Below are 13,377 nucleotides of genomic sequence, written 5' to 3'. Positions count from 1 at the left end.
AAGCTATCTCGGGCCTCAGACACTGGCGTTTCGCTGGCAGTGCGGGCGGTCAAGCGATTCTTCCTGGAAGAACGCGGGGGCGCGGCTGCCGAGGAGCGCCCGGACCGGAGCGAAGCGAGGACCGGACGCACCGCAGGCTGGCGCGCGTCAGCGTGCGCCGGCCGCAGGCCGGCCTTGAATGAGTAAGGAAAGTTCTCACAGGTCGGCCGAACGAGCTGGTCGGCGCCGACGCCCATGCTGGCCTTCGGCGTTCAATCGCTCGACGGCGGCAGCGAGTGTGCCGCCGAGTCCGCGAAGGTCCGCCATGGAGACGGACGGAAACGCATCCAAAATGAGATTCACGTCCGGCGCTTCAGAGACAAGTGAGCTGACCGCGTCGACGGTCTCGGCTGAATAGCGCCGAATGAATCCCTGCGAACTCGTGTCTTGCGCTCGAGCGAGGTCGGAGATGACGGGCCTGGGACTGTGAAATCTGTGTGCGTAGGCGGACAACAGTGCACGTAGGTCCGTGCCGGCCTTGGTGATCTTGTGCGCGTCTCCGATGGCGAGGCGAAGCTGATCTTGGATGTCGCCCGGCTCCGTCGGCCACTTGATCTTCTGCGCATGGGAAGACGCGGCAGCCGCCTTGGCTGCGAGAACCTTCGCGAGCTCGACGACAACAGTGGGCATCGTTCCCCACGGCAACTCGACATCCCCTGCCACGTTGGCCCCTCTCTGCAGTCGAGGTTATCGCTAAGTGTCGAGCCTTCCCGAATGTCGATGGCGGCAACGTCTGCTTGCGCATTAAACAAATGTTGACACCAGTAACGAAAGTGATGCAGACTGCTCCTAACAGTTCCAATTGAGAGGAGCCAGAGATGGCACTGCAGTCAGCAATTCCGGTCAGTTTCGAGGCGTTCTTCCCGCGCGGCGCGTTCGTCGTCGGAGAGGTCGAACGTGTCATGAAGTGGAACGACGACGGCACGCTCGGCGGCCAGGACGCGGATCGCAACAGCGGTCACCCGCTCTGGCAGGTTCGCGTGATCGACGCCGACCCCGAAGCTCGCAAGGGGCAGGGCGAGGTGACCGTAAAGCTCATCAGCATCGTGGAGCCGCAGCTCCCGCCCGAGATGAATGGTCTGCCGTTCCGCCCCGCAGTCTTCGAGGGACTGACGGTCACGCCCTACGTGAAGGAGAACAATGGTCGCCCGCGCGTTGCATACTCGCTTCGCGCGATCGAGATGAAGCCGGCCCCGAAGCAGCGCGGGGGCGAGTGATGGCCGCCACCACGCCGCGCAGCCTGCGCACATGGGGCGATGAGTTCGCGCTCCTGTGGCGGCGTTGGTGGTGGGTTCTCGCTGTCGTATGGGGTATGACGCTGCTTCCCGCGGTTCCGGCGGTCCAGATCGCATTCAATTGGGCGCTGGTTGTCGTGCCGGCGCTGTTTCTAACCTGGCTCGTCATCACGTCGAGACGGATGCCTCATGCAGACGCCGACAAGTGGAAGCGCGACGCGGCAAGGAACATCGTCGCGACGTGGCCTGACGTGGCAATGCGCCTGGGACTGTCCGCTCGCAGCATGGGCGGCGGGGTGGTGGTCGCCGGCATAGGACAGCCTCAGTGGGAGGGGTGGACCTGCGCGGCGCCGGTCGGCCTTCCGCAGGGGCTTGGGCGAGAGCACCTCCAAGCGCACGCTGGCTTGCTTGCTCAAGCGTTTGGCGCGAGAGAGGCGACTGTCCACGGGGTGTCGATCGGTCAGTTGATTCTGCGCCTCGAGTACGGAGACGCCCTCGCGCAGCCGTTCTCCCTCGGTTACGGCGAAGCGTGGGACGGGCGAACCGTGGTGATGGGGAGGGCGAACGGCGGCTCGCCTTGGAGGCTTCGTCTCGGTCCTCACACCCTCGTCGCCGGCTCGTCGGGTAGCGGCAAAGCTTCGCTCGTCTGGGGACTGCTTCTCGGATTGGCGCAGCCGATCCACAGTGGCCTGGTCGAGATCTGGGGCATCGATCGCAAGGGCGGGATGGAACTCGCTATGGGACAGCCGCTCCTGACTCGGTTTGCGGCGGAGGCGGAACGATCGGTCGTCCTGCTCGAGGAGGCTGTCAACGCGATGCAGGCGCGTGCCCGGCATCTCGCGGGTCGTACGAGGCAGCATGTTGCAGCTGCTGGTAGTCCCACCGTCGTCATTCTGATCGACGAACTTGCAGCGCTCACCGCGTATGAGACTGACCGCGATCTGATGCGACGCGCGAACTCCGCGATCGCGACCCTTGCGTCTCAGGGGCGAGCTGTTGGGTTCATCGTCTTCGCCTGCCTCCAAGACCCGCGTAAGGAGACATTGCCCGCGCGGGGTCTGTTCACGCAGACAGTCGGCCTTCGTTTGCGAGACGGGATCGAGACCGCCATGGTTCTCGGCGACGGTGCGGTGGCCGCCGGTGCGTTTTGTCATCAGATTTCGCCGGACACTCCGGGCGTTGCCTATGTGCTCCCCGAGGACGGCACAGCACCCATTCGAGTACGCGCCGGTCTGATCACCGACGACATGATTCGCGACGCCGCGCATCGATTCCCTGCGCCACGTCACGTCCCCGTAGTCATTCCCGAATCGCCCACCGCCCCGGAACGTCCGGCTCGCGCGCCGCGGCAACCTCGCCGCACCTCACGAAAGGAAGCATCATGAACCGTTCAGTAGCCCGCGCCTCGGCCGGCGGTGTCATCGCACTCGCCGTCGTTATCTCCGGATGCAGTGGAACCGCGCCGTCCGATGCGATGCCGTCGGCCCCGCAGGAAGAGCAGGCGCTGCCCGCGTTCCGGACAGCGCCGTGCAACCTGGGGGAGTACTGGGATCGCGACGCCCTCGTCAAGCGGGCGAAGTACACCGAGCCCTCAGTCGGGCAGGCAGGCCTCGACAGCTATGGTCCGACAATCGCCAACGACACCTGTTCGGACGCCGCCATCCTGAAGTGGCAGGAGCTGCGCCGAGAGCTGGGGGAGAGCGACGAGATTTGCCGGATCGTGTGGTTCGACGATTACTACTCGGCGGTCACGTATGACATCGGGTGCGCGGTTCCGGTGGTGGTGACAGATGCCTCTCGCTGAATCCGTCGCGCGTCGTCTGCGGAGTCCCGACTACGACCGATGGATGGGTAATGCGGCCGCTACCGGATACTGCAGTCGCCCGGTCAGGCTCGTCGGCTCGTCCACGACGCTGCACGGGCCGACGGGCGAGGTGCTCGCAGATTACGCGTCCTCGCGCGAACCCGACGGGTTGACGTTCACTCGCTGCGGCAATCGTCGTGCGACGCGGTGTGCATCGTGCAGTCACGAGTACAAGGGCGACACCTGGCACATGATCATGGCCGGTGCGGCTGGCGGGATGAAGAACGTTCCCGAAGCGGTGGCGACGCATCCAATGGTCTTCTTGACCCTCACAGCGCCATCGTTCGGAGCCGTGCACTCGACTGCCACGGATCGCCGTGCGGGCGAGTGCGAACACGGGATGCCGCGTGCGTGCCGATGCGGGCACGGTGATGCTGACGCGCAACGGGGCGATGCGGTCTGCGCGGACTGCTATGACTACGCCGGCCAGGTCGTCTGGCAGTATCACGCCCCAGAGTTGTGGCGTCGCTTCACGATCAGCCTTCGTCGTGAACTGGCGCATTCGCTTGGTGTTTCGCAACGCGAGGCGTCGACCATGGTGCGCGTTCAGTTCGCGAAGGTCGCCGAGTTCCAACGTCGCGGGGTTGTGCACTTCCACGCCATCATTCGCCTCGACGGTGTCGACCCCGTCGAACCGTTCCCGCCTGCGCCGTCGTTCATTACGACCGGCCATCTAGTGGAGGCGATCGGTGTGTCGGTGAAAAAGACACGCGTCGTTGTCGCGCCCATACAGGGAGACGACACATACCGCGAGCTGCGCTGGGGATCGCAGTTCGATGCTCGCGCGATCGTCCGTCGTGACGGACTCGATGGCTCCCTGTCTGACCGTGCCGTCGCCGCGTACATCGCGAAATACGCCACCAAAGCGACCGACGACCTCGAGCCGGCAAGCGGCGGACGCGACCATATCCAGCGCATCAAGAACACGGTCCGGCACCTGGCCAGGTTCGCGGATCCAAAGGGTCCGTACGCGCAACTGCACAAGTGGGACGGGATGCTCGGCTTCCGCGGGCATTTCTCGACGAAGTCACGGCGATACTCCGTCACACTCGGCGCGCTCCGAGGCGCCCGTCGCGCGTGGCGGCTCAACTCGCTCCTCGATAAGACCAAGCAGACAGACGCTGTCGCGGCCGACGAGATCCTCGTTGTGGGCTCCTGGGCTTACGCCGGCATGGGCTGGCTCACCGACGGCGACAAAGCCCTGGCGACCGAAGCCGCAAATGCAGCGCGTGAGTGGCGAAAGCAACGCGCACACGATCGCAATATGCCACCAAACGAAAGGAGCACGACATGACCGTTCACACGCTCGCAGACGACCAGGAAACCGTGGACATCGACCACGCCGATCAGGTCGACTATCTGACCCGGCGTGAGGCCGCTGCCCTCTGCCGCGTGCCGATGTCGACGTTCGACTCGCTGCGGCGTCAGAATCGGTTCCCGTTTCCCGACGCGCACATGGGCAAGCACATGCTCTGGCGTGCTTCGACGGTGACAGCTTTCCTCGAGGCCGGCGGTACTCGCGGTGTCAGCTGATCGCGGCGAGCGAATCGATCCGAAGACCCGGCGCCCGCTACCGGAGGGCATCCGCTTCCGAAAGGACCGCGGAAAGTACCAGGTGCGCGTGTGGGCGATAGGCCTGAATGGAGAGCAACGCGAGCGCACGTCCTACGTCGGGACGCTTGCCGAGGCGAAGAAGCTGCGCTCGGAGACACTCACTCGGCGCTACCCCGACGGCGATATGACACTCACGCAGTGGCACTCGCGCCACTGGGTAGTAATCGAGGGCAGTGTTCGTGCATCGACTGCACGGGCCTACGAACGTGCCTGGCGATTGCGGGTGAAGCCGTGGCTCGGCCACGTGAAGCTCGAGAAGCTGACGGGTGGGGGTATCGAGGAGGCGATCACCGGATGGGAGGGAAGCACCTCGACGCGGATCGACGCACTCTCGGTGCTGAGTCGGCTGCTCGACGGCGCTGTCCGCGCGCATCTCGTTCCGCTGAACCAGGCGCGTCTCGCTCGTAGGCCGAGGTCTGAGACGGCGACGAGTCTGCGCTCTCGTGCGCTCACGGCTGCGGAGGTGCCGACGCTGCTATCGGCGATCAATGATGCACACTACCGACGCTATATCGCCGCTCTCGTCTACACAGGCATGCGCGCCAATGAGGCGACGGCATTGCGCATCGAGGACGTCGACATTGCGCACCGCACGATCCATGTTCGCCGGGCCTTCAGTATCGGCGCAGACGGCCGAGGCGTCGAACTGACCCCGAAAAGCCACAAAGAGCGAGACGTGCCGATCCCGACGCCGCTCGTGGCGCCGCTTGCCGAGGCGATGGCAGGCAAGCATCGCGGTGACCTCGTGTTCACAGGTCCTCGGGGTGGACGCATCAACACATCGAACGTCCGCCGCGCCGTCGATTGGAAAACGCTGCGGACGACGCTGAATCGCGACGACCTGCGCCTTCACGACCTCCGACACACGCTCGCGACAATGCTGTTCGACGCCGGCGCCTCGGCGAACGATGTTCAGGCCGTGCTGGGGCACTCGAGCATGCAGATGACGGAACGGTATAGCCGCGCCCGTTCGGACGTTGCTCGCCGGGCTGCAGCCGCGATCGACTCACTCTTCGAGGCGGGACAGTGATGAATGTTCACAACGAGCTGGATGAGCTGCTCGCCAATCCGGAGTGCCACGCGAGCCTCGTCAGCGCGCTGGGCGACTACCGCGGCCTCCTGCGCTCGAACGCTGACGACTTTGCGGATGAATTCGAGCTGGCTCACATCGCACGGTCGCTCTCGCAGGTCGACGCGCTGCATGACGTTTTCGAACGGTGGCCGTGAATGTGAAACCCGTTTGTCCGCGAAACCCTCACGACCGGGCGTATATGCAGCGAGGGCGAGCCCGTCCTCACTAACGGAGAGGAATGCATGATGGCAACCGAATCTGATGAGCCGTTGTCTCGGCTCGAACTCATCTACACGCCGCTCGGCGACTACCTTCGTGACGTAGATCCGGCAGAGGATGCCGTCCTGTCGTTCGCGGAGATCGAAACCTTGATCGGACGCCCGTTGCCCGACCAGGCCCGCTCGAAGCTGTACTGGTGGCAGTCCATCCCGCGTCAGCCGCAGAGCCGCGCCTGGCTTCGGGCCGATCGTCGCGCAGAGGCTGACCTGACTGCGCAGACCGTCACGTTCGTCTGGGAGGTGTTCGTTCGGAATAATCCGCTGGAGCGCATTCAGCGTATCCGGTCCGACTGGCTCGGATACGCCCGAACCTGTCTGACGTACCCGCCGCGCTCCGCTAACGACCCGCATGTCGACCGAGGACGGTGGGAGCCTCATCAGGTGTATCTCCTACATCTCCCTCGACTCGGACAGTTCAAGGTCGGCTTGACCAGAGTCGGGAGCAAGCGGGTTGTCGCGGTGGGAGGTGCCACCGCAGCGGTCGTCGATCGTAAGACCTTCGCCAACCGGTGGGCTGCTCTCGTCGTCGAGCACCACGTGCTCGAGCTCGCCTGGGACGCATGGGAGCAGCCCGACCGGTTCGCTGCGGGAGACAAGGGCGAGACGGAGCGCTGGAACGATTGGCTGGTCCCGCCGCCGCTGTCGGCCGTGTGTGGTTCGCTCGAGGAAGACCGGCAGGCACCGGGATGGGAAGTCAGCGTCTATAGGGAGGAGTCCTGATGCGGGTCGAGTACGACGATGTCGTTCAAGTCAATCGGCTCAAGCGTCCCATGAGCGCACCCCACCTCGAGCGCGCCAACGGGTTTGCCGTTCGCCTCGAGGATCAGTGGTTCTGGTTCTCCGAGCTTGAACCCGCGTACACCTTCGGTCGGGCAGGCAGGATGTCAATCCAGGTCAGAAACTGGGATCTCGTGGAGGCCGCGACCGAGGCGCGCTTCGACCACAAACTCGGTAGCGATGTCTTCGCTCTGTATGTGGTCGACGGAGCCGGGGTCGAGCGTGACGACGATACTGACCGCAAGCTGATTCGGCGATTCGCAGAGGGGGTGAACCCGCGAAGCTCGCACTGGAACCCATGAATCTCGACGGAAAGAAGGGTCGCATCGACGCAACGACAGCCATGGACGTTGTTCGTAGCGCCGAGCGCGGCGAGATCTCACAGGATCAGCTCGTCACCACGCTTCAGTCGTGGGATTTCGAGCCGAAGCATCGCAACCGCGGTCTCGCGGATGATTGGGAGTCTCGCCCGAACAGCTTCGAAGTGGTCGAGTACGCATTCATGATTGACCTGATCGACGAAGACGCGTACCGGCGAATCCTCGAGCGAGATGAGCGAACAAGGAATGGCTAATTGCGTCCTGCTTCCGGCCACCATGACCTAGCACCGTCGAAAGCTGGCGGTCTACCATAACCCGGTAGGGGTATCAACCAGGTTCCCGCAACGACGGTCGTGTCGTTAGCTTTTTCGCCTGAACTCGCCCCGTTCACACCGGTTCTGGGGCGCGAACGCGAGAGCTAAGGAGACGGTGATGACCTCTCACGCGGAAGCCGCCGAGAACGACCGGAGCGACCGGCGGAAGATGTTGACGATGTACGCCCGGTTCGGGGCGATGCTGCTGACGGCGATGGTCGTCATGTATTGGGTGATGTTCGCCGGTTCCTGGGAATGGAGCCACATCCGATTCAGCGAGAGTCGGGTCTTCATGGCGGTCACCATGGGCGGCACCATGGGCTTGGTGATGCTCGCCTGGATGCTGAACATGTACAAGAACACCAAAGCGAACATCATCGTCATCGTGGTGAGCCTGCTGTTCATCGGTGGCGGTATCGCGCTGGATCGCAGCCAGATCCTCGTCGATGACACCGGCTTCATGAACGGGATGATCCCGCACCACTCCCTCGCAATCACCCGTTCGGAACGTGCCCAGATCGCTGACGTCCGGGTGTGTGAGCTGGCTGTCGGGATCAGCGAAGCCCAGCGGCGCGAGATTTTCGAGATGGAGTGGTTGGTCCAAGACATCCAGGAGAACGGCGTCGCCGCGACCGCCGCGGAAGCCGCCGACCGACCCGTGCCCGAATACGACGTCAGCGCCGAGCGGCAATGCCCGACGGAGTGAGCGCCCAGTCCACACAACAAGCGACCTGGTGGAGCCGCGACGGAATAGTCGACTGATCTCCATGGTTGGATCGAGTCAGGTACCCCCTGGGGGTATAACGAGAGTGAGGAGAGATCGATGGTGACGGAAGTCTTCCGAGTGGCGGGGATGTCGTGCGGGTATTGCGAGAACTCGGTCCGCGAACAGGTTGCGCAGATGCCTGAGGTCGACACGGTGGAGGTGAGCGCCGCGACTGGATCGCTCACCGTCTCCAGTTCTGCACCGCTGGACGCCTCTGCGGTCGTTGCCGCTGTTTCTCGCGCAGGCTACCAGGCCGCATTGGCCTGATCCATCGCGCAGGTCGACGCCAAGTTTGCAGTACTTTTCGGATCCCGGAGGATTCCATGACTGACCCGCACGTTCACCGGCACACCGAAGCGGACACCCAGGGCACTGCCCACTCCCTAGCGACCAGCCCCGACCAGGACAACAGCGCACACGAACATGCGCCTCAGAGCGGTGGTCATGTGAGGCACGACGATCACGGTGGGGGCGCCGGGCACGGTGGCCATGCGGGGCATGGTGATCACGTCGGGCAGTTCCGCCGGTTGTTCTGGATCAACCTGCTGCTGGCGATCCCGGTGGTGGGGTTCTCGAGCATGTTCGCCATGCTCTTGGGCTACTCGTTGCCGGAATTCCCTGGCGTGAATCTGATCGCCCCGGTGATCGGCACGGTGATGTATTTCTGGGGTGGCTGGCCGTTCCTGACTGGTGCGATCAGCGAGCTCCGTTCTCGGACCCCTGGGATGATGCTGCTGATCGGCCTCGCGATAACGGTCGCGTTCCTTGCCTCCTGGGGTGCAAGCCTGGGCCTGCTGGATCATCAGCTGGAATTCTGGTGGGAGCTGGCTCTCCTGATCGTGATCATGCTCCTCGGGCACTGGGTGGAGATGCGCTCCCTCGCCCAGACCACCTCCGCGCTCGACTCTCTTGCCGCGCTCCTGCCCGATGAGGCGGAACGGATCGACGGCGACCAGATCGTGAAGGTGGCACCCGCCGACCTGAAAATCGGAGATGTCGTCGTGGTCCGCCCCGGTGGCAGCGTTCCCGCCGACGGGAAAATCGTCGACGGCCAAGCGGACATAGATAATTCCATGGTCACAGGCGAATCGCGTCCGGTCACCCGTGGGACTGGTGATTCTGTCACGGCAGGGACGGTCGCTACCGACTCCGGGCTGCGCGTGGAGGTCACTGCAACCGGCGATGACACGACTCTCGCCGGAATTCAAAAGCTGGTCACAGAGGCGCAGAATTCCAGCTCTCGTGCGCAGCGGATCGCAGACCGGGCCGCAGGCTGGCTGTTCTGGTTCGCGCTCGGTTCTGCGGCAATCACCGCGATCGTGTGGACGGTGATCGGAAATCCGGACGCCGCGGTCATCCGAACCGTCACCGTTCTGGTGATCGCGTGCCCCCACGCCCTCGGTCTAGCGATCCCGCTCGTAGTATCGATCTCCACCGAACGCGCCGCGCGTGGTGGCGTGCTGATCAAGGACCGGCTCGCGCTGGAAAGCATGCGCACCATCGACGCCGTCCTGTTCGACAAGACCGGCACCCTCACCAAGGGCGAACCGACCGTCACAGACATCGCCCCTACCGCTGGCCACGACGCCGACACCGTCCTTGCCGTTGCGGCAGCCGCCGAAGCGGATAGCGAGCACCCTCTCGCCCGAGCGATCGTCCGTGCCGCACAGGGGCGCAACCTCACGTTGGCTGCCGCGAGCGGGTTTACGTCCTCACCTTCCGTCGGTGTCACCGCGACCGTGGACGGCGCCAAGGTTCGTGTTGGCGGTCCCCGTCTGCTCGAAGAGGTCGGTGCCGCTGAGGTGGACTCTGCAGAGGCATGGCGCGCCGAGGGGGCGATCATCCTCCATGTCGTCCAGGACGGCACGGTGATCGGGGGGCTCAAGCTCGCCGACGAGATCCGCCCCGAATCCCGCGAGGCTGTCGAGGCGCTGCACAAGCTCGGCATCGAGGTCGTGATGATCACCGGTGACGCCGAAGCCGTCGCCAATGCCGTGGGCGAGGAACTGGGCATCGACCGTGTCTTCGCCGGCGTCCGCCCCGAGGACAAGTCCGCCAAGATCGCCGAGCTGCAAGCCGAGGGCAAGAAGGTCGCGATGATCGGCGATGGCGTCAACGACGCACCCGCCCTCGCCCAAGCCGACGTCGGCATCGCGATCGGTGCAGGAACCGACGTCGCGATCGCCTCCGCCGGCGTGATCCTCGCCAGCTCCGACCCCCGCTCGGTGCTCTCGGTGATCGAACTGTCCCGGGCCAGCTACCGCAAGATGAAGCAGAACCTCTGGTGGGCCGCCGGCTACAACCTGATCTCCGTCCCCCTCGCCGCCGGCGTGCTCGCACCCATTGGATTCGTCCTCCCGATGTCCGTCGGTGCGATCCTGATGTCACTGTCCACGGTCGTCGTCGCCCTCAACGCCCAACTCCTGCGACGCCTGGACCTCACCCCTGAAAACAGCACCCGAATGATCCTGGACCGCTAGAACGGAGCCCGCTGATGACCGCCGCCTCAGACTCGCCCGCCCACCACCACGGCTACATCACCGATAAGGAGCGGTACCTCAGCAGGCTCAAGCGCATCGAGGGGCAAGCGCGGGGAATCTCCAAGATGGTCGATGACGAGAAGTACTGCATCGACATCCTCACCCAGATCAGCGCGCTCACCAACGCTCTGCAAGCCGTCGCCATCGGCCTCCTCGACGACCACCTCAAACACTGTGTCGTCGACGCCGCCCGCGCGGGAGGGGACGAAGCCGACGCGAAGATCAAGGAAGCCAGCGACGCCATCGCCCGACTCGTCCGCTCCTGACCCCGACCACGCCACGGGACCACTTTCGCGCACGTCTGATATAGTCTGCGTATGAGCGCAGATACGCAGGAATGCGGATATCGTCCGGACAGTTCGTATGTCGAGTTGGCGGTCGAAGTGTTCGGGATGCTCGCGGATGCCACAAGGGTGCGGATCGTACTGGCTCTCCAAGACGCTCAGGAGCTTTCCGTGAACAGCCTCGCCGAGGCGGTCGACAAGTCCCCGGCAGCGGTGTCCCAGCATCTTGCCAAGCTGCGTTTGGCGCGGATCGTCTCGACCCGACAGGACGGGCAACGGGTGTTCTACCGGCTCGAGAACGAGCACGCGTCCCGGCTGGTCGCCGACGCCATCTACCAAGCCGAACACTCACTGGGCGGCACTCCCCGTCACCACCACACCGATCGGGTGGGCGAATGAATGCCCAGCACTCGCATCCCCACGATGAGCATGCACACCACGACCATGACAATTCACATGGCGAGCACCATCATCCGACCGGGCTGAAGGGGTTCCTCCACGGTCTGTTCGTCCCGCACTCACACGACGCAGCGGACTCGATCGATGACGCGTTGGAAGCGAACAACTCGGGCATCCGGGCGCTCAAGATCAGTCTGCTCATCCTGCTCGCCACGACCGTCCTGCAAGCGATCGTCGTCGTTTTCAGCGGCTCCGTGGCCCTCCTCGCCGACACCGTCCACAACTTCTCCGACGCGCTCACCGCCGTCCCGCTCTGGGTCGCATTCATCCTCGGACGACGAGCCGCGTCACGCCGATACACCTACGGTCTCGGTCGCGCCGAAGACCTCGCCGGACTCTTCATCGTCTTCGTCGTCGCGCTGTCCGCCATCGTCGCCGCCTGGCAATCCATCGACCGAATCCTCCACCCGCAACCCCTCGACAACATCGGCTGGGTCATCGCAGCGGGAATCATCGGATTCCTCGGCAACGAGATCGTCGCGATCTACCGCATCCGCGTCGGCCAACGCATCGGCTCCGCAGCGCTCGTCGCCGACGGCATCCACGCCCGCACCGACGGATTCACCTCACTGGCGGTCGTCGCCGGAGGCATCGGCGTTCTCCTCGGCTTCCCCCTCGCCGACCCGATCGTTGGCCTGATCATTTCCGCAGCGATCTTCATCCTGCTCATCGGCACGATTCGCAGCGTCGGCCGCCGCCTGCTCGACGGTGTCGAACCCGAGCTCGTCGACAAGGTCGCGCATGCCCTCCACCACGTCGACGGCATCGACCGTGTAGACCGCATCAGACTTCGCTGGAACGGGCACCGGCTCGAGGGCGACGCGATCCTCACCGTGGATTCCAAGGCCTCGCGAGAACAACTCGATCAGGTCAGCGCCCAGGCGGCTCGCAGCGTCCGCGAACACCTCCCGAACGTCGATGAGTTCCTTGTAAGCATGACAACTACCGGCGGAGTTGCAGATCACTTCACCGCTAAATAGCTAGTTGCATCGCCGATTGCTACGCAGACCTCACAGGAAAGCCCGAACAGGTTTCCGCATCCATCAGTAGAGAGTTTCCTGACGCACGGTGCTGGCGGAGCGGAGGGTGTGTCGGCTATGGCCAGCTTGTGTCATCGCGACACGATTCCCACAGTCAATCGCACACCGTTTCAGGGCCTCGACCGGCCCCGGACCGGCCCAAGCGCACGATAAGGGCGGCAAATCGACATCGGAGGAAGGTGTTTCGTCTCGCTTCGCTCGCTCAATGACCGAAAAGAAAACCGCCCTGACCAGGCAAAATAAAAGACCCTCCTCCAGTAGAAGCCTGAAGAAGGGCCAGTGGCTCCGACGGGCGTCGATCCCGTGACCTCACGATTTTCAGTCGTGCGCTCTACCAACTGAGCTACAGAGCCTCGCGGCATCCGCTTCGAAAAAGCGGGACTGTCGCGATCTAGACGAAAGGCCCTCTCAAAAAGAAAGGGCCCGTCGCTTAGAGCGACCCTGACGGGACTTGAACCCGCGACCTCCGCCGTGACAGGGCGGCACGCTAACCAACTGCGCTACAGGGCCATGCTATTTAGTTGTACGAGTGACCCCAACGGGATTCGAACCCGTGCTACCGCCGTGAAAGGGCGGCGTCCTAGGCCGCTAAACGATGGGGCCGAATGAACCCCAGGGGCTCACGCTTACCGACGATCAAGCATACGCATTCCCCGACCAAACCGCCAATCGCGGGCGCGTCCGCCGCGCTGTGCGACGACGGAGGGGGATGCTGGGGGTCGAGGTGTGCTTGTGGCTGCTCTCTTTCGTGTGGCTGAGACACGCGGTGCATGCC

The 13,377-nt window shown here is 64.1% G+C and carries 17 protein-coding genes and 3 tRNA genes; 16 read left to right on the top strand and 4 right to left on the bottom strand.

Annotation, left to right across the window (positions count from 1 at the left end; translation table 11 throughout):
- Positions 1-195: 195 nt before the first annotated feature.
- Positions 196-702 (bottom strand): hypothetical protein, encoded by a 507-nt coding sequence (locus ACIQ0W_RS11670; protein ID WP_396642908.1) that lies wholly within the window; start codon positions 700-702, stop codon positions 196-198.
- 155 nt (positions 703-857) lie between these two features.
- Here ACIQ0W_RS11670 and ACIQ0W_RS11665 point away from each other — a divergent pair, with 155 nt between their 5' ends.
- The 16 genes from ACIQ0W_RS11665 (at position 858) to ACIQ0W_RS11590 (ending at position 12,542) form a co-directional block, all read left to right on the top strand.
- Positions 858-1,256: a plasmid replication, integration and excision activator gene (locus ACIQ0W_RS11665; protein WP_396642906.1), complete on the top strand. Its 399-nt coding sequence runs from the start codon at positions 858-860 to the stop codon at positions 1,254-1,256.
- The gene (locus tag ACIQ0W_RS11660; protein ID WP_396642905.1) at positions 1,256-2,659 is read left to right on the top strand and encodes an FtsK/SpoIIIE domain-containing protein; all 1,404 of its coding nucleotides are present in this window, start codon (positions 1,256-1,258) and stop codon (positions 2,657-2,659) included. Before ACIQ0W_RS11665 ends, ACIQ0W_RS11660 begins: the two co-directional genes overlap by 1 nt.
- Positions 2,656-3,078: a hypothetical protein gene (locus ACIQ0W_RS11655; protein WP_396642903.1), complete on the top strand. Its 423-nt coding sequence runs from the start codon at positions 2,656-2,658 to the stop codon at positions 3,076-3,078. The genes ACIQ0W_RS11660 and ACIQ0W_RS11655 overlap by 4 nt, the downstream gene beginning before the upstream one ends.
- Entirely contained in the window at positions 3,065-4,432 is a 1,368-nt protein-coding gene (locus ACIQ0W_RS11650; RefSeq protein WP_396642902.1) for a replication initiator, read from the top strand. The genes ACIQ0W_RS11655 and ACIQ0W_RS11650 overlap by 14 nt, the downstream gene beginning before the upstream one ends.
- Complete coding sequence (locus tag ACIQ0W_RS11645; protein ID WP_396642901.1) at positions 4,429-4,671, top strand: helix-turn-helix transcriptional regulator; 243 nt, start codon at positions 4,429-4,431, stop codon at positions 4,669-4,671. The genes ACIQ0W_RS11650 and ACIQ0W_RS11645 overlap by 4 nt, the downstream gene beginning before the upstream one ends.
- On the top strand, positions 4,661-5,782 hold the full coding sequence (locus ACIQ0W_RS11640; RefSeq protein ID WP_396642900.1) for a tyrosine-type recombinase/integrase: 1,122 nt from the start codon (positions 4,661-4,663) through the stop codon (positions 5,780-5,782). The genes ACIQ0W_RS11645 and ACIQ0W_RS11640 overlap by 11 nt, the downstream gene beginning before the upstream one ends.
- The gene (locus ACIQ0W_RS11635; RefSeq protein ID WP_396642899.1) at positions 5,782-5,979 is read left to right on the top strand and encodes a hypothetical protein; all 198 of its coding nucleotides are present in this window, start codon (positions 5,782-5,784) and stop codon (positions 5,977-5,979) included. Before ACIQ0W_RS11640 ends, ACIQ0W_RS11635 begins: the two co-directional genes overlap by 1 nt.
- Positions 5,980-6,069: 90 nt before the next feature.
- Positions 6,070-6,822, top strand: a complete 753-nt coding sequence (locus ACIQ0W_RS11630) for a hypothetical protein (protein ID WP_396642898.1) — start codon at positions 6,070-6,072, stop codon at positions 6,820-6,822.
- Positions 6,822-7,181, top strand: a complete 360-nt coding sequence (locus tag ACIQ0W_RS11625; protein ID WP_396642897.1) for a hypothetical protein — start codon at positions 6,822-6,824, stop codon at positions 7,179-7,181. The genes ACIQ0W_RS11630 and ACIQ0W_RS11625 overlap by 1 nt, the downstream gene beginning before the upstream one ends.
- Complete coding sequence (locus tag ACIQ0W_RS11620) at positions 7,178-7,453, top strand: hypothetical protein (RefSeq protein ID WP_396642896.1); 276 nt, start codon at positions 7,178-7,180, stop codon at positions 7,451-7,453. The genes ACIQ0W_RS11625 and ACIQ0W_RS11620 overlap by 4 nt, the downstream gene beginning before the upstream one ends.
- Before the next feature lie 178 nt (positions 7,454-7,631).
- Positions 7,632-8,219 carry a DUF305 domain-containing protein gene (locus ACIQ0W_RS11615; RefSeq protein ID WP_396642895.1) on the top strand — a complete coding sequence of 196 codons (588 nt, stop codon included), beginning with the start codon at positions 7,632-7,634 and terminating at the stop codon, positions 8,217-8,219.
- Positions 8,220-8,336: 117 nt separating this feature from the next.
- Entirely contained in the window at positions 8,337-8,546 is a 210-nt protein-coding gene (locus ACIQ0W_RS11610; protein WP_396642894.1) for a heavy-metal-associated domain-containing protein, read from the top strand.
- 56 nt (positions 8,547-8,602) lie between these two features.
- The gene (locus tag ACIQ0W_RS11605; protein WP_396642893.1) at positions 8,603-10,759 is read left to right on the top strand and encodes a heavy metal translocating P-type ATPase; all 2,157 of its coding nucleotides are present in this window, start codon (positions 8,603-8,605) and stop codon (positions 10,757-10,759) included.
- 14 nt (positions 10,760-10,773) lie between these two features.
- Positions 10,774-11,085 (top strand): metal-sensitive transcriptional regulator, encoded by a 312-nt coding sequence (locus ACIQ0W_RS11600; protein WP_396642892.1) that lies wholly within the window; start codon positions 10,774-10,776, stop codon positions 11,083-11,085.
- A 51-nt stretch (positions 11,086-11,136) separates the two neighbouring features.
- Positions 11,137-11,502 carry an ArsR/SmtB family transcription factor gene (locus ACIQ0W_RS11595; RefSeq protein WP_396642891.1) on the top strand — a complete coding sequence of 122 codons (366 nt, stop codon included), beginning with the start codon at positions 11,137-11,139 and terminating at the stop codon, positions 11,500-11,502.
- The gene (locus ACIQ0W_RS11590) at positions 11,499-12,542 is read left to right on the top strand and encodes a cation diffusion facilitator family transporter (protein WP_396642890.1); all 1,044 of its coding nucleotides are present in this window, start codon (positions 11,499-11,501) and stop codon (positions 12,540-12,542) included. Before ACIQ0W_RS11595 ends, ACIQ0W_RS11590 begins: the two co-directional genes overlap by 4 nt.
- A 340-nt stretch (positions 12,543-12,882) precedes the next feature.
- Here the strand turns inward: ACIQ0W_RS11590 and ACIQ0W_RS11585 are convergent.
- The 3 genes from ACIQ0W_RS11585 to ACIQ0W_RS11575 all read right to left on the bottom strand — a co-directional run bounded on the left by ACIQ0W_RS11585 (position 12,883) and on the right by ACIQ0W_RS11575 (position 13,205).
- Positions 12,883-12,955: transfer RNA gene (locus ACIQ0W_RS11585), tRNA-Phe, on the bottom strand.
- A gap of 83 nt (positions 12,956-13,038) precedes the next feature.
- Positions 13,039-13,112 (bottom strand) — tRNA-Asp (locus tag ACIQ0W_RS11580).
- Between the two features lie 20 nt (positions 13,113-13,132).
- Positions 13,133-13,205 (bottom strand) — tRNA-Glu (locus ACIQ0W_RS11575).
- Positions 13,206-13,377 lie beyond the last annotated feature (172 nt).

Source organism: Microbacterium sp. (genome assembly GCF_044340635.1).
Classification (GTDB): Bacteria; Actinomycetota; Actinomycetes; order Actinomycetales; family Microbacteriaceae; genus Microbacterium.
The sequence above is the reverse complement of the archived record's forward strand: the minus strand, read 5'-3'. Positions and strand labels throughout refer to the sequence as shown.

Coding starts and splice junctions, on each gene's coding strand:
- ACIQ0W_RS11655 (WP_396642903.1), top strand. CDS start 2,656: ATGAACCGTTCAGTAGCCCGCGCCTCGGCCGGCGGTGTCATCGCACTC.
- ACIQ0W_RS11625 (WP_396642897.1), top strand. CDS start 6,822: ATGCGGGTCGAGTACGACGATGTCGTTCAAGTCAATCGGCTCAAGCGT.
- ACIQ0W_RS11635 (WP_396642899.1), top strand. CDS start 5,782: ATGAATGTTCACAACGAGCTGGATGAGCTGCTCGCCAATCCGGAGTGC.
- ACIQ0W_RS11590 (WP_396642890.1), top strand. CDS start 11,499: ATGAATGCCCAGCACTCGCATCCCCACGATGAGCATGCACACCACGAC.
- ACIQ0W_RS11660 (WP_396642905.1), top strand. CDS start 1,256: ATGGCCGCCACCACGCCGCGCAGCCTGCGCACATGGGGCGATGAGTTC.
- ACIQ0W_RS11600 (WP_396642892.1), top strand. CDS start 10,774: ATGACCGCCGCCTCAGACTCGCCCGCCCACCACCACGGCTACATCACC.
- ACIQ0W_RS11605 (WP_396642893.1), top strand. CDS start 8,603: ATGACTGACCCGCACGTTCACCGGCACACCGAAGCGGACACCCAGGGC.
- ACIQ0W_RS11650 (WP_396642902.1), top strand. CDS start 3,065: ATGCCTCTCGCTGAATCCGTCGCGCGTCGTCTGCGGAGTCCCGACTAC.
- ACIQ0W_RS11610 (WP_396642894.1), top strand. CDS start 8,337: ATGGTGACGGAAGTCTTCCGAGTGGCGGGGATGTCGTGCGGGTATTGC.
- ACIQ0W_RS11620 (WP_396642896.1), top strand. CDS start 7,178: ATGAATCTCGACGGAAAGAAGGGTCGCATCGACGCAACGACAGCCATG.
- ACIQ0W_RS11665 (WP_396642906.1), top strand. CDS start 858: ATGGCACTGCAGTCAGCAATTCCGGTCAGTTTCGAGGCGTTCTTCCCG.
- ACIQ0W_RS11595 (WP_396642891.1), top strand. CDS start 11,137: ATGAGCGCAGATACGCAGGAATGCGGATATCGTCCGGACAGTTCGTAT.
- ACIQ0W_RS11645 (WP_396642901.1), top strand. CDS start 4,429: ATGACCGTTCACACGCTCGCAGACGACCAGGAAACCGTGGACATCGAC.
- ACIQ0W_RS11615 (WP_396642895.1), top strand. CDS start 7,632: ATGACCTCTCACGCGGAAGCCGCCGAGAACGACCGGAGCGACCGGCGG.
- ACIQ0W_RS11630 (WP_396642898.1), top strand. CDS start 6,070: ATGGCAACCGAATCTGATGAGCCGTTGTCTCGGCTCGAACTCATCTAC.